A 21,907-nucleotide genomic window follows, 5' to 3' on the forward strand; every position below is an offset into this window, starting at 1 on the left:
CGCCTCACGGCGACCGCCTCGACCACACACCTCTTCCGGGCTCGCTGCCGGGGACGCACCGATGTCCCCGGCGATGGCTAGGGTGCAGCCGTGCCGAGGGACGTGACCGTGGGGGAGGCCGTGCACCGCTACCTGGGCCTGCTCGGGGACCGGGACCCGACGACGTCGCGCGTGTACCGGTGGGCGTTGACCCGGCTCGCGGACGAGCGGGGGGAGGACGGCCTCGGCGAGGTCCTCGGCGGTCCGGGGGTCGCGCTGTGGCTGACGTCGCCCACCGCTGCGGGGAAGGACCCGTCGGCGGCGACCGTGCGGCAGCGCGCCACCGCCGTCCGGGGGCTGGTCCGGCATGCGCTCGAGGCCCGGCTGCTCGACGCCCCGACGGCGGACGCGGCGCTCGCGGTCCTGCACCGGCCGGCGACGCCCGCCGTGCTGCGCGACACGGCGCCGGCGCGTCTCCTGCTGGTGCGGGCGGCCGGGCGCCGCCCGCACGGCGTCTCCTGGCACGTCTGGGTCCGCTTCCGCGCCCACGTCCTGACGCTCGCCGAGACCGGCTCACCCGAGCGCGACCTGGCCCGGGTCCGGGTCGCCGACCTCGCGACGGACCGCACGGCGGTGCTGCTCGGCGGGGCGAGGCACCCGCTGACCGGGCCGACCCGGCGTGCGCTGCTCACCTGGCTGGACGTGCGGGAGGAGCTCGTGGCGACGCTGCAGGGCAGCGAACCGCCGCAACTGTGGGTGCGGGCTCACCCGTCGGTGCACCCGCGCACGGGGGCCGTCGCCGCGGTCGGCATGCCGATCACGTCCCGCGGGCTGCGCAAGGCGTTCCAGGACGTGGTCACCGCGCTGGTCGACGGGGACCCGCGCCTCGCGACGTGCACCGTCGCGCACGTCCGCGCCCTCGCGCCCGTGCCGCGCGCTGCCGACCTCGACGTTACCCTTCCGGGTGCCGAACCCGCCCCGGGGAGCGACTCGTGACCCCGCCGCCGGGCTCTCGACGAGGGTTCGTCGAGCCGTCGATGCACGCGTCGACGCAGGTCGCGGCGCAACACGCCAGGCTCCCGCGTTGCCGAGCGGCAGGTCCGTCGCTAGTTTCGTCTCAGGTCCCGCGCATTCGGTGACCAGATCTCCGGCCCAGTGGTGACCAGATCTCCGGCCCAGTGACGAGAAGGTGAAGCGCGTGGCTCTTCCTCCGCTGACTCCCGAACAACGAGCCGCCGCGCTCGAGAAGGCTGCCGCGGCGCGGCAGGCCCGTGCCGAGGTGAAGAACCGCCTCAAGTACTCGCAGGGTTCCCTGTCCGAGGTGATCGAGCAGGGGCAGCGGGACGAGACGATCGGCAAGCTCAAGGTCGCCGCCCTGCTGGAGTCCCTTCCCGGTGTGGGGAAGGTCAAGGCCCGCGCGATCATGTCCGAGATCGGCATCTCGGAGACACGACGGGTGCGCGGCCTCGGCCCGCACCAGGTCAAGGCGCTGGTCGACCGGTTCGGCTGAGCGTCCGGCAGTCGGCGCCCCGCCCGGTCCCGGGCGGGGCGCCGCCGCACGTCCGGGGTCTCCCGGGCGTCCTCTCGACTTCCTCTGGAGACGTGCACCTCCCATGACGACGCAGCCGGCACGACTGACCGTGCTCGCCGGGCCCACCGCGGTCGGCAAGGGGACGGTCTCGGCCGACATCCGCGCCCGCTACCCGCAGGTCTGGCTCTCCGTCTCGATGACGACGCGGGACCCGCGGCCCGGAGAGGTCGACGGGCTGCACTACCACTTCGTGTCGGCCGAGCGCTTCGAGGAGATGGCGGCGAACGGCGAGCTGCTGGAGTGGGCGGTCGTCCACGGTCGCAACCGCTACGGCACCCCCCGCGCGCCGGTGGCGGAGCGGCTCGCGGCCGGGGAGCCGGCACTGCTCGAGATCGACCTGCAGGGTGCACGCCAGGTGCGTGCCACGATGCCCGACGCACGGTTCGTGTTCCTCGCGCCGCCCTCCTGGGACGAGCTGGTCCGGCGCCTGGTCGGACGCGGCACCGAGGGCGAGGAGGAGCGCGAGCGCAGGCTCGCGTCGGCCCGCGTGGAGCTCGCCGCGGAACCCGAGTTCGACCACGTCGTCGTCAACGACGACGTGCACCGCGCGACGGACGAGATCGTGCGTCTCATGGGGCTGCCCGCCTGACGCACCGACCCGCCGCACGCGAGCGGGTACGATGGGGGCGACTGCGCCGCGCGACGTCCTGGTGAGACAGCTGGTCGAGACCAGCTTGACGAGACCAGGGCACGTGCCGCGGCGCCTCTCAGCCCGCACCGCCATCCCCTCAGGACGGGAGTCCTCCGTGTCCGGAACCGTAGCCGCCCCCACGGGCATCACCGACCCGCCGATCGACCGCCTCCTCGAGCGCGCCGACTCGAAGTACGCACTCGTGCTCTTCTCCGCCAAGCGCGCGCGGCAGATCAACGCCTACTACGCCCAGCTCAACGAGGGCCTCCTGGAGTACGTCGGCCCGCTCGTCGAGACGCGCCCGCAGGAGAAGCCGCTCTCGATCGCGATGCGCGAGATCGACGCCGGCCTGCTGACGTCGGAGCCGGTCGAGGGCGACTGACCCTCCCGCCATGCGCATCGTCCTCGGCGTCGCGGGCGGCATCGCCGCCTACAAGGCCGTGCTGCTGCTGCGGCTCCTGCGCGAGCAGGGCCACAGCGTGCGTGTGGTCCCCACGCGCGCGTCCCTCGAGTTCGTGGGGCGCGCGACGTGGGAGGCCCTGTCGGGGCAGCCGGTGACGACGGACGTCTTCGAGGACGTCGACCAGGTGGCGCACGTCGCGGTGGGCAAGACCGCCGACCTCGTCGTGGTCGCGCCGGCCACGGCTGACCTGCTCGCCCGCGCGGCGACCGGCCGCGCGGACGACCTGCTCACCGCGTCGCTGCTCGTCGCCCGGTGCCCCGTGCTGCTGGCCCCCGCGATGCACACCGAGATGTGGGAGCACCCCGCGACTTCTGCCAACGTCGCGACCTTGCGCGGCCGTGGCGTGCACGTGCTGCCGCCGGCCGTGGGCCGCCTGACCGGCACCGACTCCGGCGCGGGCCGGCTGCCCGAGCCCGAGGTGATCGCCGCCGCGGCGCTGGCCCTCGTCCACCCCCGCGGCACCGACCTCGCCGCGCGGCGGGTGGTCGTGTCCGCCGGCGGCACCCGCGAGCCGCTCGACCCCGTGCGGTTCCTCGGCAACCGGTCGTCCGGTCGCCAGGGTGTCGCGCTGGCGCGCACCGCGGCCGACCGAGGGGCCCACGTCACGCTCGTCGCCGCGAACGTCGGCAGCGACGTCCTGGCGGGCGTTGGACCCGGGGTCAGCGTCGTCCCGGTCGAGACGGGGGAGGAGCTGCGGCACGCGGTCCGTGCCGCCGCGGCCGACGCGGACGTCGTCGTGATGGCCGCCGCGGTGGCGGACTACCGCCCGGCGGACGTCGCCGACGCCAAGCTCAAGAAGTCCGGCACCGCACCCGTCATCACCCTGGTCGAGACGACCGACGTGCTGCGCGAGCTCGTCACCGACCCACCGCGCCCGGGGCAGGTGGTCGTCGGGTTCGCGGCCGAGACCGGCGACGCGGACGGCTCCGTGCTGGACCACGCGCGGGCCAAGGCCCGCCGCAAGGGCGCCGACCTGCTCGTCGTCAACCCGGTCGGGGACGGCCGGGGCTTCGGCACCACGACCAACGAGGTGACGGTGCTGGACGCGGGGGGCGACGTGGTCGCGACCGCGGCGGGCACCAAGCACGAGGTCGCGCACGCGGTCTGGGACGCCGTCGTCCCCTTGGTGGACATCCGACCGGCGACGCCCGGTGACGCGGCTACGCTGCGCGCATGACCTCGACGCCTCTCCGCCTGTTCACCTCGGAGTCCGTGACGGAGGGTCACCCCGACAAGATCTGCGACCAGATCTCCGACGCGATCCTCGACGCGATCCTCGAGCAGGACCCGACGGCCCGGGTCGCGGTGGAGACGATGGTCACGACCGGCCTCGTGCACGTCGCCGGTGAGGTCACGACGACCGCGTACGTCGAGATCCCGCAGCTCGTCCGTGAGGTGGTCCGCGGGATCGGCTACACCTCCTCCCACATCGGGTTCGACGGCGACTCCTGCGGGGTCTCGGTGTCGATCGGCGCGCAGTCTCCCGACATCGCCGCCGGCGTCGACAAGTCCCTGGAGGTCCGCAAGGACGACGGCGACCTCGACCCCCTGGACCTGCAGGGCGCAGGCGACCAGGGCCTGATGTTCGGGTACGCGAGCGACGAGACCCCGACGCTGATGCCGCTGCCCATCTGGCTCGCGCACCGGCTCTCGGAGCGGCTCGCCCAGGTCCGCAAGGACGGCTCCCTCGCGGGGCTGCGCCCGGACGGCAAGACGCAGGTGACGGTCGGCTACGACGGCGACCGCCCCGTCTCGCTCGACACCGTGGTGATCTCCACCCAGCACGAGCCCGACCTGCAGGCGGAGCACCTCGCCGCCCGGGTCGCCGAGCTCGTCGTGGCCCCGGTCCTCGCGGACGTCGGCATCGACACCTCCGGCCACCGTCTGCTCGTGAACCCCACCGGGCAGTTCGTCATCGGCGGCCCCCAGGGCGACGCCGGCCTGACCGGGCGCAAGATCATCGTCGACACCTACGGCGGCATGGCCCGTCACGGCGGCGGCGCGTTCTCCGGCAAGGACCCGTCCAAGGTCGACCGCTCGGCTGCGTACGCGATGCGCTGGGTCGCCAAGAACGTCGTGGCCGCCGGCCTGGCGCGCCGCTGCGAGGTGCAGGTCGCGTACGCGATCGGCAAGGCGCACCCGGTCGGTCTGTACGTCGAGACGTTCGGCACCGGCACGGTCGCGGACGACCGCCTGACGGCCGCGATCCGTGAGGTGTTCGACCTGCGCCCCGCGGCACTCGTCCGCGATCTCGACCTGCTGCGGCCGATCTACGCCCGGACCGCGGCGTACGGGCACTTCGGTCGCGAGCTGCCCGAGTTCACGTGGGAGCGCACGGACCGCACGGCCGACCTGCTGTCGGCCGTCGGCTGACCCTGCCGCCCGCCCGGCGGCTGGCCGCCGCACGGCGTGCCGACCTGCCCGCGGGACGTCGGCGTGCCGTGGTGGGATGGGCCCCGTGACCGGCGACCTCCTCCCCGAGCAGCCTGCGCTGGCGGGGCTCGAGGCGCCGACGCCACGTCGGCGGCGTGTCGCGGCACCGCCCGGACCTGCGGCGCACCTGCCGGTCGCGCGGGTGTGCGTCGACCTGGCGCCCCACCACCTCGACCGGCCGTTCGAGTACGTCGTCCCCGAGACGCTCGACGTCGCGGCGCAGCCCGGGGTCCGCGTCAAGGTGCGGTTCGCGGGTCAGGACGTCGACGGCTGGCTCCTCGAGCGCGTCGAGCACGCCGAGCACGACGGCCGGCTCCTGCCCCTGCGCCGAGTCGTGTCCGACGAGCCCGTCGTGGGCCCCCAGGTCGCGCGTCTGGCCCGTGCCGTCGCCGACCGCTGGGCGGGCACCCTGGCCGACGTGCTCCGGCTGGCGGTCCCGCCGCGGCACGCGCGCGTCGAGGCCGAGCCCGGCCGCCAGGCCGGCGACGCGCCCGGCGGTGAGGCCGGTGGTGAGGCCGACGACGCGGCGGTACCGCCGGCGCCGCCCGTCGCGCCTGCACTGCGTGCAGCGCCCGTCGCGCCCGGTACGCCCGCCTGGGACGCGTACCGGGGCGGCCCGGCGTTCCTGCGTCACGTGCTGTCCGGCGGCGCACCGCGGGCCGTGTGGACGGCGCTGCCGGGCACGGGGGACCAGCGCTGGGCGGCGGCCGTCGCCCAGGCCGTGGCGACGTGCGTGCTGGGCGGGCGGGGCGCGCTCGTCGTCGTCCCGGACGGCCGGGACGTCGACCGCGTGTGCGCGGCGCTGCACGAGATCGGTCTCGGTGACGTGGCGGACGGCGGGCCGGTGGCGCGGCTGGTCGCCGACGACGGCCCGGCCGCCCGCTACCGGGCGTTCCTCGCAGCCCTGCGGGGGAGTGCCCGCGTCGTCGTGGGCACGCGGGCGTCCGCGTTCGCGCCGGTCACGGACCTGGGCCTGGCCGTGTGCTGGGACGACGGCGACCTGCAGCACGCCGAGCCGCGGGCGCCGTACCCGCACGTGCGCGAGGTGCTCGCACTGCGCTCGGAGCTCGAGGGCGCCGCGCTGCTCGTCGGGGGGCACGCCCGCACCGTGGAGGCGCAGCACCTGGTCGCGACCGGGTGGGCGCGCGAGGTCACGGCGGACCGTGCCGGCGTGCGGGCACGGACGGCGCGGGTGCGAGCCCTGACGAGCGTCGAGCTGGCGCGCGAGGGTCCGGCCGCCGCGGCGCGGCTGCCCGGCCCCGCGTGGCGTGCGATGCGCGACGCGCTGGGCGCGGGCCCGGTGCTCGTCCAGGTGCCGCGCGCGGGGTACGTCCCGGTCGTCGCGTGCGGCCGCTGCCGCACCCCCGCGCGCTGCGGCACGTGCCACGGCCCCCTGGGCCTCACCCACGGCGACGGCCCGCCGTCGTGCGGCTGGTGCGCCCGCCTCGCCACGGGCTGGCGGTGCGCCGAGTGCGGCACCGCCGCGCTGCGGTCCGTGCGGGTCGGCTCCGAGCGCACGGCCGAGGAGCTGGGTCGCGCGTTCCCGGGCGTCACCGTGCGGGTGTCGGGTGCACGTGCGGCGGGTGGCGTGCTCGCCGAGGTCCCGGACCGGCCGGCGCTCGTCGTGGCGACGCCCGGCGCGGAGCCGCACGCGCCGACGGGGTACGCCGCCGCCGTGCTGCTCGACGCGGCGGTGGCCAGCGCGGGCGAGCGGCTCGGTGCCGAGGTCGACGCGCTGCGGCGCTGGCTCGCGGCCGCCGCGCTCGTGCGTCCCGCCGACCAGGGGGGACAGGTGCTGCTCGTCGGTGACGGCGGCCCGCGCCCCACGCAGGCCCTGGTCCGGTGGGACCCGGCGGGACTGGCCGAGCGGGAGCTCGACGAGCGCGCCGAGCTGCGGCTCCCGCCGGCGGTGCGCGTCGCGGCGCTGACCGGGACGCGCGACGCGGTCGCGGCGGTCGTGTCCCGGGTCGCCGTGCCCGTGCTCGAGGTCCTCGGGCCGGTCCCGCAGCCCGTCACCGACGAGCGGCAGGGCGGCGCCCTCGAACCGGAGGTCCGCACCCTGCTGCGGGTCCCGCCGACCGACGGTGCGGGTCTGGCACGCGCGGTCGCGGCCTCGGTCGCGATCCGCAGCGCGCGACGCGAGGGCGGCACCGTGCGCGTCCAGGTCGACCCCGTCGACCTGCTGTGACGCACGGGACGCACCGGTCCGCGACCTAGGATCGGACCCATGCGTCTGCTCTTCGCGGGGAGTCCCGCGGCCGCCGTCCCCTCCCTCGAGGCCCTCCTGGGGTCCCGCCACGAGGTGGTGGCCGTGCTCACCCGACCGGACGCGCGCGTCGGGCGCGGACGCACCCTGCAGCCGTCGGCGGTGGCGGCCGTCGCGCACGAGCACGGGCTGCCGGTGCTGGCACCGCCCTCGCTGCGCACCCCGCAGGCCGCCGCGCAGATCGCCGAGCTCGGGGTCGACGCCGCACCCGTCGTCGCGTACGGCGTGCTGGTCCCCGCCGGCCTGCTGGACGTCCCGGTCCACGGGTGGGTCAACCTGCACTTCTCGCTGCTGCCGGCGTGGCGCGGCGCCGCACCCGTTCAGCACGCGGTGATGGCGGGCGACGAGGTCACCGGCGCGTCGACGTTCCGCCTCGAGGAGGGCCTCGACACCGGACCGGTGTACGGCACGCTCACCGAGACCATCCGCCCGACCGACACGTCCGGGGACCTGCTGGGCCGGCTGTCCGTCGCGGGCGCCCAGCTGCTGGTGCAGACGCTCGACGCCCTCGAGGACGGTGCGCTCGACCCCGTCGCCCAGCCGGGCGACGGCGTGAGCCTCGCCCCCAAGCTGACCCCCGAGGACGCCCGCGTGCGCTGGACGCACCCGTCCTCCGCGGTCGACCGCCGCATCCGCGGCTGCACGCCCGCACCCGGCGCGTGGACGACCCTGCCGGACGGGCAGCGGCTGGGGCTGGGGCCCGTCCGGCCGGTGCCGGACGTCACCGACCTGCGCCCGGGCGAGGTCCGGGCGGACAAGCGCGACGTGCTCGTCGGCACCGCCGCCGGTGCGGTGCGCCTCGGCGACGTCACCGCCCCGGGCAAGCGGCCGATGGCGGCCGCGGACTGGGCGCGGGGCGCGCGCCTCGCACCGGGCACCACGCTCGGAGCGAGCGCCGCCGAAGCCGGCGTCGCGGCGGCCGCGACGGCGGACCACCGATGAGCCCCGACGAGCGGCGCGGCCGCGACGACCGGTCCCCGGACGCGCGCCGCGACGCACGCGGCCGGCAGCGCGGCGAGGCCCGGGTCGAGGGCCGCGCGTCCCGCACGACCGCCGCACCGGCGCAGCGGGCGCGGCAGGGCGACGCCGCGCGCGGGGCCGCGTACGACACGCTGCGCGCCGTCGCGTCGTCCGACGCCTACGCCAACCTCGTGCTGCCGCCGCTGCTGCGCGAGCGCCGGATCGTCGGGCGCGACGCCGGGTTCGCCACCGAGCTCGCGTACGGGACGCTGCGGCTGCGCGGCCGGTACGACGCCGTCCTGACGCAGGCGTCGTCGCGGCCCCTGGCCCAGGTCGACCCGCCCGTGCTCGACGTGCTGCGCCTCGGCGCGCACCAGCTGCTCGGCATGCGGGTCGCACCGCACGCGGCCGTCTCCGAGACCGTGGGGCTCGCCCGCGAGCGCGTGGGGGCCGGTGCGGCGCAGTTCGTCAACGCGGTGCTGCGGCGGGTCTCGGAGCACCCGCTGGGCGTGTGGTTGGCGCGGGTGGGGGACGCGGCCGACCCGCTGGGAGAGGACCCGGTGGCCCGGCTGGCGGCGGTCGAGAGCCACCCGGCGTGGGTGGTGCGTGCGTTGCGGGAGTCGCTGGTCGGGGCGGGGCGGTCCGCGGACGAGCTGGGCGAGCTGCTGGCGGCGGACAACGCGCCCCCGCGGGTGACGCTGGTGGCGCGACCGGGGCTGGTGACGCCGGCCGAGCTGGCGGAGCAGGCGGACGCGGCGCCGGCGGGTCTTGCCGAGACGGCGCTGGTGCTGGCCGGGGGCGACCCGGGTGCGCTGCCGGCGGTGCGGGACGGTCTGGCGGGGGTGCAGGACGAGGGGTCGCAGGTGGTGACGCTCGCGTTCGCGGCCGCGCCGGTGGAGGGGTCGGACGTGCGGTGGCTCGACCTGTGCGCCGGCCCGGGCGGCAAGGCGGTGCTGCTGGCGGCGCTGGCTGCGCAGCGGGGTGCCCGGCTGGTGGCGAACGAGCTGCAGCCGCACCGGACGCGGCTGGTCGAGCAGGCGTTGCGGGCGGTGCCCGCGGACGCCGTGGAGGACGTGCGCACGGGCGACGGGCGCACGCTGGGCGCCCAGGAGCCGGCGTCGTACGACCGGGTGCTGCTGGACGCGCCGTGCACGGGGCTGGGTGCGTTGCGGCGGCGCCCGGAGTCTCGGTGGCGTCGCACCCCGGCGGACCTGGCGACGTTGAGCGCGCTGCAGCGCGAGCTGCTGGCCTCCGCGGTGGCGGCGGTACGTCCCGGCGGGGTGGTGGGGTACGTGACGTGCTCGCCGCACCTGGCGGAGACCCAGCTCGTCGTGCTCGACGCGGTGCGGGCGGCCGCGCGCGCTGGGACGCCTGTCGAGGTCGTGGACGCGGTGCCCGTGATGGCGCAGGTGGCGCCCGCCTGGGAGCCCGTGGCGGGCCGGACGGACGTGCAGCTGTGGCCGCACGTGCACGGTACGGACGCGATGCACCTGACGTTGCTGCGCCGGCTCTGACGGCGGGCGCGCGCCCGGGGCCGCACGCTGGGTAGCGTGGGGTGCGTGGCCCCTCCCGTGCTGATCAACCCGAGCATCCTGTCCGCCGACTTCGCGAACCTCGAGCGGGACCTGCGGGCCATCGCGTCGGCGGACTACGCGCACGTGGACGTGATGGACCACCACTTCGTGCCGAACCTGACCCTCGGTCTGCCGGTGGTGCGTCGGCTGGCCGAGGTGAGCCCGGTGCCGCTGGACGTGCACCTGATGATCGAGGACGCGGACCGGTGGGCCCCGCAGTACGCGGAGGCGGGGGCCGCGTCGGTGACGTTCCACGCGGAGGCGACGCAGGCACCGGTGCGCCTCGCGCGGGAGCTGCGGGCGGGCGGGGTGCGTGCGGCGGTGGCGCTGCGGCCCGCGACGCCCGTGGAGCCGTTCCTCGACCTGCTGGCCGAGGTCGACATGGTCCTCGTCATGACGGTCGAGCCGGGCTTCGGTGGGCAGGCGATCATCGAGGGGACCTTGGCGAAGGTGCGGCGGACCCGTGCGGCGATCGACGCGGCCGGGGTGGACACGTGGGTCCAGGTGGACGGCGGGGTCTCACGGGACACGATCGGACGGATCGCGCGGGCGGGGGCGAACGTGTTCGTCGCCGGGTCGGCGGTGTACGGGGCGGACGACGTCGCGGGGGAGATCGCGGCGCTGCGGTCGGCGGCGCAGCACCCGACGATCGAGGCCTGACGCGCCACGGGACCCGTCGCAGGACGGACACCTGACGGGACGGAATGCCCTGTGTGGCATCATCGTTGACCAACACACACACGTGCTCCGGGGTCGGTGAAAGTCCGAGCCGGCGGTGACAGTCCGCGACCCGTGACCCCGCGAGGGGGAGCGGTTGACCTGGTGGAACTCCAGGACCGACGGTGAAAGTCCGGATGGGAGGAGACGCGTGCGCGGTGCGCCCCTGCGCGTGCCGTGACGTCTCGGCATGCCGCCCGAGCGACCCCGGAGCCCTGCGAGGCGACGGAGGTGCACGGATGAGCGCGACGACGGGTGCGACGACGTCCCCACCGTCGGCAGCCGCGACCGCCCCCTCCGACGACGCCCGCCCGCACGAGGTCGCGGCGATGCGGCGCGCGCTGGAGCTCGCCGCCCGCGGCCCGCTGGGCCCGAACCCGCGCGTCGGCTGCGTGCTGCTGGCCCCCGACGGCGACCTGCCGGGTGGGGGCGCCGTGCTGGGCGAGGGGTGGCACCGCGGCGCGGGCACGCCGCACGCCGAGGTCGCGGCCCTGGCCGACGCCCGCGAGCGCGGTGCGGACGTGCGGGGGGCGACGGCGGTCGTCACGCTCGAGCCGTGCGACCACACGGGTCGCACGGGCCCGTGCTCGGCGGCGCTGATCGAGGCGGGCGTGGCGCGCGTGGTCGTGGGCGTGCAGGACCCGAACCCGGTCGCGGCCGGGGGAGCGGGTCGGTTGCGTGCGGCCGGTGTGGACGTCGTGACCGGTGTGCTGCCGGCGGAGGGCGTGGCGGCCCTGGGGGCGTGGCTCCCGGCGGTGCACCGCGGGCGGCCGTTCGTGACGTTGAAGATCGCCTCGACGCTCGACGGGCGGGTCGCGGCGGCGGACGGCACGAGCCGCTGGATCACGTCGGACGTGGCGCGTCGTCATGCGCACGGGCTGCGGGCGCAGGTCGGGGCGATCGTCGTGGGGACGGGGACGGCCCTGGTCGACGACCCGTCGTTGACGGCGCGGACGGGGGACGGCTCGCTGGTCGAGCAGCAGCCGTTGCGGGTCGTGGTCGGTCACCGTGCCGTCCCGCAGGGGGCGCGGCTGCGGGGGCCGGGCGGCGAGCTGCTCGAGCTGCGCACGCACGACCCCGCGCACGTCCTGGAGGTGCTGCACGCGCGGGAGGTGCGGCACGTGCTGGTCGAGGGCGGCCCGACGCTCGCCGCCGCCTTCCTGGCCGCGGGCCTCGTCGACGAGGTCCACGCGTACGTCGCGCCGGTCCTGCTGGGGGCGGGGGCCGCCGCCGTCGGCGACCTGGGCGTCACGACGCTCGCACAGGCCGTGCGCCTGGTGACGAGCGACGTGGTCCCGCTGGGTCCCGACGTGCTCGTCGTCGGGGTACCGGCGCCACCGGGCGACGCGCCCACGACCGTCCGCACGTCCACCGAGGAGGAGCACTGATGTTCACCGGCATCGTCGAGGAGATGGGGACGGTCGTCGCGCTCGTGCGGGGCGACGGGGAGGGGGCGGACGCGCGCCTGCGGGTCCGTGGCCCGCTCGTCACCTCGGACGCGCACCTGGGCGACTCGATCGCCGTGAGCGGGGTGTGCCTGACGGTGGCGGAGCTGCCGGGCGACGGGACGTTCGTCGCCGACGTCATGCCGGAGACCCTGCGGGCGTCGGCGCTGGGCGACCTGGCCCCGGGGGGTGCGGTGAACCTGGAGCGGGCCCTGGCGGTCGGCGGCCGGTACGGGGGGCACGTGGTGCAGGGGCACGTCGACGGTGTCGGGGTGGTGCGCTCGCGCCGTCCGGGACCGCGGTGGGACGACGTCGAGGTCGGGCTCGACCCGTCGCTCGCGCGGTACGTCGCGCAGAAGGGGTCGATCACGGTGTCCGGGGTGTCGCTGACGGTGACGCACGTCGGCGACGACGTGTTCGGTGTCTCCCTGATCCCCACGACGTTGCAGGTCACGACGCTGGGTTCGCTCGCACCGGGCGCGCGCGTCAACCTCGAGGTCGACGTCCTGGCGAAGTACACCGAACGCCTGCTGGCGACGTCAGGAGTGACGCGATGAGCGAGGACATCCGGCTCGGCACCGTCGAGGAGGCGCTCGACGCGCTGCGCGCGGGGCGTCCCGTGCTCGTCGCGGACTCCCAGGACCGGGAGAACGAGGCCGACGTGGTCCTCGCGGCGCAGTCCGCGACTCCCGAGTGGGTCGCGTGGACGATCCGGCACTCGTCGGGGTACCTGTGCGCCCCGATGCCGGCCGCGCGCGCCGACGCCCTCGACCTGCCGCTGATGGTCCCGCACAGCCAGGACCCGCGGCGCACGGCGTACACGGTGACGGTGGACGCCGCGACGGGTGTCTCGACGGGCATCTCCGCTGCCGACCGCGCCCGCACGCTGCGCGTTCTGGCGGACCCGGCCGCGGGCCGCGGAGACCTCATCCGCCCGGGGCACGTCCTGCCGCTGCGCGCCGTCCCGGGTGGGGTGCTGCACCGGGCGGGGCACACCGAGGCCGCCGTCGACCTGTGCCGCCTGGCCGGGCTCGAGCCCGTCGGTGCGATCGCGGAGCTCGTGCAGGACGACGGCCAGATGGTCCGGCTCCCGGAGGCGTCGCGCATCGCCGCCGAGGCGGGCCTCGTGCTGCTGACGATCGCCGACCTGCGGGCGTGGCGCCTCGCCCACGGAGACCTCGGGCCGGCCGAGCAGGTCGACGCCGAGGCGGCGCCGCGGGTCCACGCGACGCACACGGCGTACCTGCCGACCCGGCACGGCGACTTCCGCATCCACGGGTTCCGTGACCTGCGCACGGGCGACGAGCACGTCGCGCTCGTGTCGACCGCGGGTCTGGCCGACGAGCCGACCGTCCGCGTGCACTCGGAGTGCCTGACGGGCGACGCGTTCGGCTCGGCCCGCTGCGACTGCGGCCCGCAGCTCGACGCCGCACTCGCGATCGCCGCGGCCGAGGGCGGCGCCGTGGTGTACCTGCGCGGCCACGAGGGCCGGGGGATCGGGCTGCTCGCGAAGGTCGCGGCCTACGCCCTGCAGGACGGCGGTCGCGACACCGTCGAGGCGAACGTCGACCTCGGCTGGCCCGCCGACCGCCGCGAGTACGGCGCGGCCGCAGCGATCCTGGCCGACCTGGGGGTGCGCCGGGTGCGCCTCCTGACGAACAACCCCGCGAAGGTCGCCGGCCTGCGCGCGCACGGCATCGACGTCACCCAGGTGCGGGGGCTCGAGGTCGGCCGCACCCCGCACAACGAGGCGTACCTGCGCACCAAGGCCACGAGCATGGGCCACGCCCTGCACCTCGGCACCACCGACGGCGCGCCCGACCTGGCACCGCCGGTGCACGTCGCGCCCGTCCTCGCCGGCCCCGCACCTGCGGGCGTCGACACCACCGACCACACGTTCGACCCCCTGGAGGAGCTGGCATGAGCGGCGCAGGCGCACCCACCCTCGACCTGGACGGCAGCGGCCTGAAGGTCGTCGTCGTCGCGGCGAGCTGGCACACGACCGTCATGGACGGGCTCGTCGCCGGTGCTCAGCGCGCGCTGGCGGCCGCCGGCGTCACCGACGTCACGACCGTCCGCGTGCCCGGGACGTTCGAGCTGCCCGTCGCCGCGCAGCGCGCCGCCGGGACCGCGGACGCGGTCGTCGCGCTCGGCGTCGTCATCCGCGGCGGCACCCCGCACTTCGAGTACGTGTGCCAGGCCGCGACCTGGGGCCTGACCGAGGTCGGTCTGCGCACCGGCGTCCCCGTCGGTTTCGGGGTGCTGACGTGCGACGACGAGCAGCAGGCCCTCGACCGCGCCGGGCTGCCCGACTCGCACGAGGACAAGGGCGCCGAGGCGGCGCAGGCCGCGGTCGCGACGGCGCTGGTGCTGCGCACCCTGGGCGCCGCCTGACGGACGCGTGGACGCCGGCGGCCGAGCAGCCGTCTAGGCTCGGCGCGTGAAGTCGTTCGAGGAGCTGTTCGCCGAGCTGTCCCACAAGGCCGCCACCCGCCCCGCGGGCTCGGGCACGGTCGCCGAGCTGGACGCCGGCGTCCACGCCATCGGCAAGAAGGTCGTCGAGGAGGCCGCCGAGGTCTGGATGGCGGCCGAGCACGAGACCGACGAGCGCGCCGCCGAGGAGATCTCCCAGCTGCTGTACCACCTGCAGGTGCTGATGCTCGCCAAGGGCCTGACGCTGCAGGACGTGTACACGCACCTGTGACCCCCCGCACCGCCCCCCGACACACCCACCGCACCGCCGAACCACCGAGGACACCGTGCTGAGGATCGCCGTCCCCAACAAGGGCTCCCTGTCGGAGCCCGCCGTCGAGATGCTCCGCGAGGCCGGGTACCGCCAGCGGCGCGACTCCCGCGAGCTCGTGCTGCCCGACCCGGACAACGACGTGGAGTTCTTCTTCCTGCGCCCGCGCGACGTCGCCGTGTACGTCGGCGCGGGCACGGTCGACGTCGGCGTCACCGGCCGGGACCTGCTCATCGACTCCGCGTCGTCCGCCGTCGAGCACCTGCCGCTCGGGTTCGCCCGCTCGACGTTCCGGTTCGCCGGGGCCGCGGGCACCCTCACCGACGCCCGCCAGATCGCCGGGCTGCGCGTCGCGACGTCGTACTCCGAGCTCGTCGGCTCCTACCTGCGCGAGCGTGGCGTCGAGCCCGCCGCCGTGGTGCGGCTCGACGGCGCGGTCGAGTCCGCGGTCCGCCTCGGCGTCGCCGACGTCATCGCCGACGTCGTCGAGACGGGCTCCACCCTGCGCGCCGCCGGCCTCGAGGTCTTCGGCGAGCCGATCCTGCGGTCCGAGGCCGTCCTGGTGCGCCGCGCCGACGTCGACCAGCCCGTGGGCCTGGACGTCCTCACCCGGCGCCTGCAGGGCGTCCTGACCGCCCGCGAGTACGTCCTGATGGACTACGACGTCCCGCTCGAGCTCGTCGACGCGGCCGTGGCCATCACCCCCGGCCTGGAGTCCCCGACGGTGTCACCCCTGCACAACGGGCAGTGGGCGGCCGTGCGCGCCATGGTGCCGCGCAGCCAGACCAACCGCGTCATGGACGCCCTGTACGACGTGGGGGCCCGCGCCATCCTCGTCACCTCGATCCTGGCCTGCCGGATCTGACGTGACCGACGACGCCCTCGCCGCACCGTTCCGACCGCGCCTCGCGCGCCTCGTGACGCTCGTCGTCGGCGTCGCCGTGCTCGCCCTGACCGCCCTGCTCGTCGTCACGATGCCCGGGCTGGCGGCGCTCGACCAGGTCGGCTTCGCGCTGTTCGGACTCGCGATCGCCTGGTTCTGCTGGCGGCAGGCGTCCGTCAGCGCCGTACCCGACGCGACGGGCCTGCGGGTGCGCAACCTGCTGATCACGACGCACGTCACGTGGGCGCAGATCGTCTCGGTGCGCTTCGGTCAGGGGCGCCCGTGGGTGCAGCTCGACCTCGCCGACGGCGACACCCTGGCCGTCATGGGCGTGCAGCGCGCCGACGGCGCGCACGCGGAGAGCGAGGCGCGCCGCCTCGCCACGCTGGTCGCACGCCGCAGCGCGACCGGCGCCGACGACTGAACCGGCCCACCCCGGCACCGCCCGCGAGCGCCGCCTCAGCCGGCCGTGACCGCGTGCACCCCGGCGACCGCGGCGGCGAGGAACGCGGCCGGGTCGGCGTCCAGGCCGCGCCCCATGGTCGACAGCCGCACGGGTGAGCTGCGCAGCGCGTCGAGCAGGTCGACCCCCGCGGGCACCCGCACCGCGGTGTGCCGCCCCTGCGGCGCGACCAGGTCGGCCGCCTGAGCCGTCACCCGGGCCGCGAGCGCCTCCCAGGTCTTGGCGTCCGGGTCGGCCGTGAGGTCCTGCGGCGTCCCGGGCAGGTCGGGGTCGAAGACCGGCACGACGACGTCCGCGGGGGACAGGGCGACGCGCCCGTACGCGGTCAGCGAGTGGTGCGACACCCCGAGGTGCCGGTCACGGGCGTCGGCGCCCGAGACCCGCAGCGACGCCACGGGACGCCCACGAAGGATGCCCGCGGCGTTGAGGGCCTCGCCCGCGGCAACCCCCGAGAAGCCCCAGCGGGTGCCCGTGCCGAGGTTGCCGGGACCCTGCGCGACGACGACGAGGTCCGCCTCGACGACGTGCCGCGCGGCCAGCAGCCCGGTGTGGACGGTGACGGCCTCGAGGTCGCCCCCGAACGCCTGGCCCGTCGTCACGCACGCGGTGAGCCACCCCGCCGAGCGCAGCCCGTCGACCGCACGGGAGAACCACGCCGGCAGGGCACCCCCGTCGGTCATGACGTAGGCGACACGCGGCGCGGGCCTGCCCAGGCGTGCGGCGGCGGCGCGCGCACCCGCGATCACCGCGGGCAGCGCCGAGTGCAGGTCCGCGACGACCACGGGCAGGCCCGCGAGGTCGTCGGCGTCGCGCAGCACCTCGTGGTGCGGCGACTCCTGGTCGTCGACCCCCAGCACCATGGCCTGCAGGGGGGTGTACCGCGCCTTGACCAGGTGCCCCGGACCGGGCAGCGGGTCCGGGACCAGCACGTCCGTGCGGGCCACGACCAGCGCGTACCCGCCGGTGCCCAGGCCGCGCAGCAGCGCGGTCGCGTTGAGCAGGACGTGCGCACCGGGCACGACCTCACCGACCAGGTGCGGGTACGACAGCGCGCGGACCGTGCGGTCCTCGCCGTCGAGGGCCACCGTCGACTCGCACGCACCGTCCCACCGGGCCCGGCACTCCGTCACCACACCCGCACGCCACGCGATCACGCGCCCACGCTACCGGCGTGCCGTGCGCCGTCCGCGCCGCCGAGCGCGCCACCGACGGCTACCGTGTAGCCCGATGCCCGCCGCGATCCCCCCCGCCGAGCGCCTGCTCAACCTCGTCATCGCCCTGGTGAACACGCCCGGCCGGATGACGAAGGAGCAGGTGCGCTCGTCCGTCGCCGGGTACGGCGACGCGCGCTCGGACGACGCCTTCGAGCGGATGTTCGAGCGCGACAAGGACACGCTGCGCGAGCTGGGCGTCCCGGTCCTGACCGTCACCCACGCAGGCCACGGCGACGACATCGGGTACCGCATCGACACCGCCCACTGGTCGCTGCCACCGATCGAGCTGACCGCCGCCGAGCTCGGTGTGCTCGCGCTGGCCGCACAGGTGTGGCAGGACCAGTCGTTGCGCGCCGACTCGACGCGTGCGCTGACCAAGCTGCGCGCCGTCGGTGCGGCACCCGAGGCGCACGACCTCGTCGCGGGGCTCGCGCCGCGCGTGCGCGCCGGCGGCGACGCGTTCGCGCCGCTGGTCGACGCCGTGCAGAACCGGCAGGCGGTGCGGTTCACCTACCACGCCGCGACGACGGGCGAGGTGCGCGAGCGGCACGTCGAGCCGTGGAAGCTGCTCGCCCGGCGCGGCGGCTGGGTGCTGCTGGCGCGCGACCGGGACCGTGACGCGAGCCGCTCGTTCCGGCTGCGGCGCATCCGCGGTGCGGTGCGCCCCCTGGGCGAGCCGGGCGGGTTCGCGGCACCCACCGCCGAGGAGCTCACCGAGGCCTCGCGCGCCTGGGTGGGCACCGGCCCGGAGCGGATCGCGCTGCTGGCCGTCACCCCGGGCCGCGCGGGGGCCCTGCGCGCCCGCGCGACAGCGACCCCCCCGGACGTGCCGCTGCCGGCCGGGTCGGACCGGGTGCTCGCCGGCCGCGACGCCCTGGCCGTGCCCTTCCGGATCGACTGGGAGCTCGCCGAGGAGGTCGTGGGGTACGGGGACGCCGTCGTCGTGCTGGACCCGCCGCAGGTGCGCCAGGCCGTCGTCGGGATGCTGCGCGTCGCGTCGCGGCTGGACCAGCCGCGCACCGACCAGCGGCGCGGCAGGATCGGGGAGGCGCGGGGTGCCTGAGCGCGCGAGCGACCGCCTGGTCCGGATGCTGGGGATGATCGCCTACCTCGAACGCCACGAGGACGTCCCCGTCGAGCAGGTGGCGGCGCAGTTCGGCGTCACGCCGGAGCAGGTCATGGCGGACATCGACACCCTGTGGGTCACCGGCACGCCCGGGTACCTCCCGGACGACCTCATCGACTTCGACGCGTCGTCGTACGAGCAGGGCGTCGTGCGGCTCACCGAGGGCCGCGGCATGACACGGCCCCTGCGCCTGGGCCCGCGCGAGGGCGTCGCGCTGCTCGCGGCCCTGCGCTCGCTCGCCGCGCTGCGCCCCGCCCTCGACGCCGAGCGCGCCGCGGTCCTGGACTCGGTCCTCACCAAGGTGCAGGGCGCCACGGGGGACGCCGCGGCGGGCGTCCCGCTGGACGTCGAGCTGCAGGTCGGCGCCGTCCCGGCGGTCGCCGCGGCGATCGGGTCGGCCCTCGCCGGCCGCCGTCGGCTGCGCCTGCGGTACGTCGACGCGTCCGACGTCGCCACCGAGCGCGACGTCGACCCGGTGCGGCTGGTCAGCCAGGACGAACGCTCCTACCTCCTCGCGTGGTCGCTCGCGGCCGACGCCGACCGGATGTTCCGCGTCGACCGCATCGTCGACGCGACCGTCCTGCCCGACGCCGCCGGCGAGCACCGCCTCGCCGCGGACGCCGACGTGTTCCAGCCCGACGCGTCGGGCGAGCTCGTGACGGTCCGCCTCGCGGGACGCGCCCGGTGGGTGGCCGAGACGGTCCCCGTCGAGCGGACGCGCGAGCTCCCCGACGGTGTCTTCGAGGTCGACCTGCGCGTCGTCCAGCCGGCGTGGCTGCAGCACCTGCTGCTGCAGGTCGCCGACGACGTCCTCGACGTGCGCCCGCCGCACGTCGCGCACGACACGGCCGCGGCCGCGCGCGCCGCGCTCGAGGCGTACGGGCCGCTGCTCGACGCGACGACGGGGGAGGGCTGACGTGCTCTGGTTCATCATCTGGACGGTCCTGGTGCTCGGCACGCTCGCCGGCGCGTACGTCGTGGGGCGACGGCTGTGGCGCTCGGCCGTCGCACTGGGCCACGAGCTGGGGCGCGCGTCCGACGTGGCCGCTCAGCTCACGGCGAGGGCAGCCGAGCTCGAGGAGCAGGCGCGCACGGCCCGGCAGGACGAGCCGCCGGCGCTCGGCCGCGACCCGCAGGAGCTGCGCGACCGCGTCGAGCAGCTGCGCGGGGTGCGGCGCGAGCAGCGCGCGCGACGTCGCGCCGGGCACCGGACGACGGTGGCCGACGCCACGTCGCGTTGGTTCGGATGACCCCCGGAGTTCCCCTTCTAATCTGGGGCGAAGCGCTTCGACAGGACATACCCACCACGTACACTCGAGACCCCATCACCCGCCGCCGACCGAGGGAACGGACGCCGTCATGAGGCCCACCGCGACACATGTCGTCATCCTGATCATCGTCGTGCTGCTGCTCTTCGGCGCGAACCGTCTACCTGGGCTGGCCCGGAGCGTCGGTCAGTCGTTGAAGATCTTCAAGAAAGAGGTCTCCGACCTGACGGGCGACGACGCCAGGAACGCGGAGACCACGGGCACGGGCACGCCCGCGCCGGACCCCGTCACGGGCGCCGCACCGGTCACGCGGACGGACGTGCCGCCGCCACCGGTGAGCCCGCCCGCCCCGCCGCGCGCCTGAGCCGCCGGTGAACGACGCCCCGCGCGACGGCGAGGCTGCCGGACGCATGCCGCTGCGCGAGCACCTGCGCGAGCTGCGCCGCAGGGTCGTGCTCATCGCGCTCGGCCTGGTCGTCGGCGCGGTGGCCGGCTGGCTCTTCTACGAGCCCGTCTTCCAGCTGCTGCAGCAACCCGTCCTCGACGTCGCCGAGGCCCGCGACGAGGGCGTCTCGCTGAACTTCCAGGGGATCGCCACCGCGTTCGACATGCAGGTCAAGGTCTCGCTGTTCCTCGGCGTGCTGGTCACCGCACCCTGGTGGATGTACCAGCTCTGGGCGTTCATCACGCCGGGCCTGACGTCCAAGGAGCGGCGCTACGCCGTCGGCTTCCTCGCCGTCGGCGTCCCCCTGTTCTTCGCCGGTGCCGCCCTGGCCTGGTGGGCGCTGCCCAACGCCGTGCGCCTGCTCACCGACTTCGCCCCCAGCGGGACGACCAACTGGGTCGACGCCCAGCTCTACCTCGGCTTCGTCATGCGCGTCGTCCTCGCGTTCGGCATCGGGTTCCTGCTGCCCGTCGTGATGGTCGCCCTCAACCTGACCGGTCTCGTGCGCGCCCGCACCTGGCTGGCCGGCTGGCGCTGGTCCGTGCTCGTCGCGTTCACGTTCGCCGCCATCGCCACGCCCACCCCCGACGCGGTGACGATGCTCGCCGTGGCGATCCCCATCTGCCTGCTGTTCTTCGCCGCGCTCGGCATCTGCGTGCTGCACGACCGCCGTCTCGACCGGCGGCTCGTCGCGCAGGGGCTGCCCCGCCTCGACGGCACGTACCCCGGCGAGGACGACGACGAAAGCACCGCCCGCGGGCGGGACACCGCCGGCACGGCATGAGCACCACCGCATGAGCACCGTCGGGCTCGTCGTCAACCCCTCGGCGGGCGACGGGCGCAGCGGCGCCGTCGGCCGGCGGGCCCACCGCCTCCTGGAGCGCGCCGGGCACGTCGTGCAGGACGTGTCCGCGCCCACCCCCGCCCAGGCGATCGCGCGCGCCCGCGCGGCCGCCCCCGGCCTGGACGCCCTGGTCGTCGTCGGCGGTGACGGCATGGTGCACCTGGGCGTCGGGATCGTCGCCGGCACCGACCTGCCCCTGGGCGTGGTGGCGGTCGGCACGGGCAACGACGTCGCCCGTGCGCTCGGGCTGCCGCGCGGCGACGTCGACGCGGCCGTCCGCGTCCTCGACCGCGGTCTGCGCACCGGCGCACGCCGCATCGACGCCCTGCGGGTCGGGCCGCCCGACGGCAGCGCACCGAGCTGGTGCGCCGGCGTCCTGTCGTGCGGCCTCGACGCCGCGGTCAACGCCCGCGCGAACACCCTGACCTGGCCCCACGGTCACCTGCGGTACCTGCGCGCCCTCGTGCCCGAGCTCCTGGCGTTCCGCCCCTACGGGTACCGCGTGCAGGTCGACGACACCGTCTGGGAGTCGGCCGGCACCCTCGTCACGGTGGCGAACACCCCGTGGTTCGGCGGCGGCCTGCCGATCGCCCCGGACGCCGTGCCCGACGACGGCCTGCTCGACGTCGTCGTCGCCGGGCCCTTCACGCGCCGCGGCGCCCTCGGGATCTTCCCGCGCATCTACCGCGGCCGGCACGTCGACGACCCGCGGGTCCGCGTCCTGCGAGGGCGCACGGTGCTCATCACACCCGCCCCCGACCTCGGGCCGCCCCCGCCGCAGGCCTTCGGGGACGGTGAACGGGTCGGCCCCCTGCCGCTGCTCGTGGAGGTCGTGCCCGGCGCCCTCGGCGTGCTCGGGTAG

The 21,907-nt window shown here is 76.3% G+C and carries 24 protein-coding genes and 1 riboswitch; of the genes, 23 read left to right on the plus strand and 1 reads right to left on the minus strand.

Annotated elements, in window-relative coordinates:
* Positions 1 to 90 precede the first annotated feature (90 nt).
* The 17 genes from OKX07_RS09955 (at position 91) to OKX07_RS10035 (ending at position 16,109) form a co-directional block, all read left to right on the plus strand.
* Positions 91 to 975 carry a hypothetical protein gene (locus tag OKX07_RS09955; protein ID WP_265631742.1) on the plus strand — a complete coding sequence of 295 codons (885 nt, stop codon included), beginning with the start codon at positions 91 to 93 and terminating at the stop codon, positions 973 to 975.
* A 202-nt stretch (positions 976 to 1,177) separates the two neighbouring features.
* Positions 1,178 to 1,489, plus strand: a complete 312-nt coding sequence (gene mihF, locus OKX07_RS09960; protein ID WP_191779445.1) for an integration host factor, actinobacterial type — start codon at positions 1,178 to 1,180, stop codon at positions 1,487 to 1,489.
* A gap of 103 nt (positions 1,490 to 1,592) precedes the next feature.
* On the plus strand, positions 1,593 to 2,159 hold the full coding sequence (gene gmk, locus OKX07_RS09965; RefSeq protein WP_265631743.1) for a guanylate kinase: 567 nt from the start codon (positions 1,593 to 1,595) through the stop codon (positions 2,157 to 2,159).
* Positions 2,160 to 2,316: 157 nt separating this feature from the next.
* On the plus strand, positions 2,317 to 2,583 hold the full coding sequence (gene rpoZ / locus OKX07_RS09970; RefSeq protein ID WP_265631744.1) for a DNA-directed RNA polymerase subunit omega: 267 nt from the start codon (positions 2,317 to 2,319) through the stop codon (positions 2,581 to 2,583).
* 10 nt (positions 2,584 to 2,593) lie between these two features.
* Positions 2,594 to 3,841, plus strand: coding sequence for a bifunctional phosphopantothenoylcysteine decarboxylase/phosphopantothenate--cysteine ligase CoaBC (coaBC, locus tag OKX07_RS09975; protein ID WP_265631745.1), 1,248 nt, complete (start codon positions 2,594 to 2,596; stop codon positions 3,839 to 3,841).
* Positions 3,838 to 5,037, plus strand: a complete 1,200-nt coding sequence (gene metK / locus OKX07_RS09980) for a methionine adenosyltransferase (RefSeq protein ID WP_265631746.1) — start codon at positions 3,838 to 3,840, stop codon at positions 5,035 to 5,037. The genes coaBC and metK overlap by 4 nt, the downstream gene beginning before the upstream one ends.
* Positions 5,038 to 5,113: 76 nt before the next feature.
* A complete protein-coding gene (locus OKX07_RS09985) occupies positions 5,114 to 7,285 on the plus strand; it encodes a primosomal protein N' (protein WP_265631747.1) in 2,172 nt (723 codons plus the stop codon).
* A 39-nt stretch (positions 7,286 to 7,324) separates the two neighbouring features.
* Complete coding sequence (gene fmt / locus OKX07_RS09990; protein WP_265631748.1) at positions 7,325 to 8,305, plus strand: methionyl-tRNA formyltransferase; 981 nt, start codon at positions 7,325 to 7,327, stop codon at positions 8,303 to 8,305.
* Positions 8,302 to 9,837: an RsmB/NOP family class I SAM-dependent RNA methyltransferase gene (locus OKX07_RS09995; RefSeq protein WP_265631749.1), complete on the plus strand. Its 1,536-nt coding sequence runs from the start codon at positions 8,302 to 8,304 to the stop codon at positions 9,835 to 9,837. Before fmt ends, OKX07_RS09995 begins: the two co-directional genes overlap by 4 nt.
* Before the next feature lie 45 nt (positions 9,838 to 9,882).
* Complete coding sequence (gene rpe / locus OKX07_RS10000) at positions 9,883 to 10,557, plus strand: ribulose-phosphate 3-epimerase (RefSeq protein WP_265631750.1); 675 nt, start codon at positions 9,883 to 9,885, stop codon at positions 10,555 to 10,557.
* A gap of 78 nt (positions 10,558 to 10,635) precedes the next feature.
* Positions 10,636 to 10,767, plus strand: a riboswitch (FMN riboswitch).
* A 176-nt stretch (positions 10,768 to 10,943) separates the two neighbouring features.
* On the plus strand, positions 10,944 to 12,002 hold the full coding sequence (ribD, locus tag OKX07_RS10005; RefSeq protein ID WP_265631885.1) for a bifunctional diaminohydroxyphosphoribosylaminopyrimidine deaminase/5-amino-6-(5-phosphoribosylamino)uracil reductase RibD: 1,059 nt from the start codon (positions 10,944 to 10,946) through the stop codon (positions 12,000 to 12,002).
* Positions 12,002 to 12,616, plus strand: a complete 615-nt coding sequence (locus tag OKX07_RS10010; RefSeq protein WP_265631751.1) for a riboflavin synthase — start codon at positions 12,002 to 12,004, stop codon at positions 12,614 to 12,616. The genes ribD and OKX07_RS10010 overlap by 1 nt, the downstream gene beginning before the upstream one ends.
* A complete protein-coding gene (ribB, locus tag OKX07_RS10015) occupies positions 12,613 to 13,983 on the plus strand; it encodes a 3,4-dihydroxy-2-butanone-4-phosphate synthase (RefSeq protein WP_265631752.1) in 1,371 nt (456 codons plus the stop codon). Before OKX07_RS10010 ends, ribB begins: the two co-directional genes overlap by 4 nt.
* Complete coding sequence (gene ribH / locus OKX07_RS10020) at positions 13,980 to 14,453, plus strand: 6,7-dimethyl-8-ribityllumazine synthase (RefSeq protein WP_265631753.1); 474 nt, start codon at positions 13,980 to 13,982, stop codon at positions 14,451 to 14,453. Before ribB ends, ribH begins: the two co-directional genes overlap by 4 nt.
* 46 nt (positions 14,454 to 14,499) lie before the next feature.
* A complete protein-coding gene (locus tag OKX07_RS10025) occupies positions 14,500 to 14,763 on the plus strand; it encodes a phosphoribosyl-ATP diphosphatase (protein WP_227578732.1) in 264 nt (87 codons plus the stop codon).
* Positions 14,764 to 14,818: 55 nt separating this feature from the next.
* The gene (gene hisG / locus OKX07_RS10030; RefSeq protein ID WP_265631754.1) at positions 14,819 to 15,667 is read left to right on the plus strand and encodes an ATP phosphoribosyltransferase; all 849 of its coding nucleotides are present in this window, start codon (positions 14,819 to 14,821) and stop codon (positions 15,665 to 15,667) included.
* Between the two features lies 1 nt (position 15,668).
* Positions 15,669 to 16,109 (plus strand): PH domain-containing protein, encoded by a 441-nt coding sequence (locus OKX07_RS10035; protein WP_265631755.1) that lies wholly within the window; start codon positions 15,669 to 15,671, stop codon positions 16,107 to 16,109.
* Positions 16,110 to 16,144: 35 nt separating this feature from the next.
* Here the strand turns inward: OKX07_RS10035 and OKX07_RS10040 are convergent, their stop codons facing one another.
* On the minus strand, positions 16,145 to 17,302 hold the full coding sequence (locus tag OKX07_RS10040) for a DUF3866 family protein (protein WP_265631756.1): 1,158 nt from the start codon (positions 17,300 to 17,302) through the stop codon (positions 16,145 to 16,147).
* 73 nt (positions 17,303 to 17,375) lie between these two features.
* Between OKX07_RS10040 and OKX07_RS10045 the strand changes: the two genes are divergently transcribed.
* From OKX07_RS10045 to OKX07_RS10070, 6 genes are all read left to right on the plus strand, one after another.
* A complete protein-coding gene (locus OKX07_RS10045) occupies positions 17,376 to 18,425 on the plus strand; it encodes a helix-turn-helix transcriptional regulator (protein ID WP_265631757.1) in 1,050 nt (349 codons plus the stop codon).
* On the plus strand, positions 18,418 to 19,404 hold the full coding sequence (locus OKX07_RS10050) for a helix-turn-helix transcriptional regulator (protein WP_265631758.1): 987 nt from the start codon (positions 18,418 to 18,420) through the stop codon (positions 19,402 to 19,404). The genes OKX07_RS10045 and OKX07_RS10050 overlap by 8 nt, the downstream gene beginning before the upstream one ends.
* Before the next feature lies 1 nt (position 19,405).
* Positions 19,406 to 19,738, plus strand: a complete 333-nt coding sequence (locus OKX07_RS10055; protein WP_265631759.1) for a hypothetical protein — start codon at positions 19,406 to 19,408, stop codon at positions 19,736 to 19,738.
* Between the two features lie 109 nt (positions 19,739 to 19,847).
* Positions 19,848 to 20,120, plus strand: coding sequence for a twin-arginine translocase TatA/TatE family subunit (tatA, locus tag OKX07_RS10060; protein ID WP_265631760.1), 273 nt, complete (start codon positions 19,848 to 19,850; stop codon positions 20,118 to 20,120).
* A gap of 46 nt (positions 20,121 to 20,166) precedes the next feature.
* Positions 20,167 to 20,985 carry a twin-arginine translocase subunit TatC gene (gene tatC / locus OKX07_RS10065; RefSeq protein WP_265631886.1) on the plus strand — a complete coding sequence of 273 codons (819 nt, stop codon included), beginning with the start codon at positions 20,167 to 20,169 and terminating at the stop codon, positions 20,983 to 20,985.
* 10 nt (positions 20,986 to 20,995) lie between these two features.
* Positions 20,996 to 21,907 (plus strand): diacylglycerol/lipid kinase family protein, encoded by a 912-nt coding sequence (locus tag OKX07_RS10070; protein ID WP_265631761.1) that lies wholly within the window; start codon positions 20,996 to 20,998, stop codon positions 21,905 to 21,907.

This window comes from Cellulomonas sp. S1-8, assembly GCF_026184235.1.
Classification (GTDB): Bacteria; Actinomycetota; Actinomycetes; order Actinomycetales; family Cellulomonadaceae; genus Cellulomonas.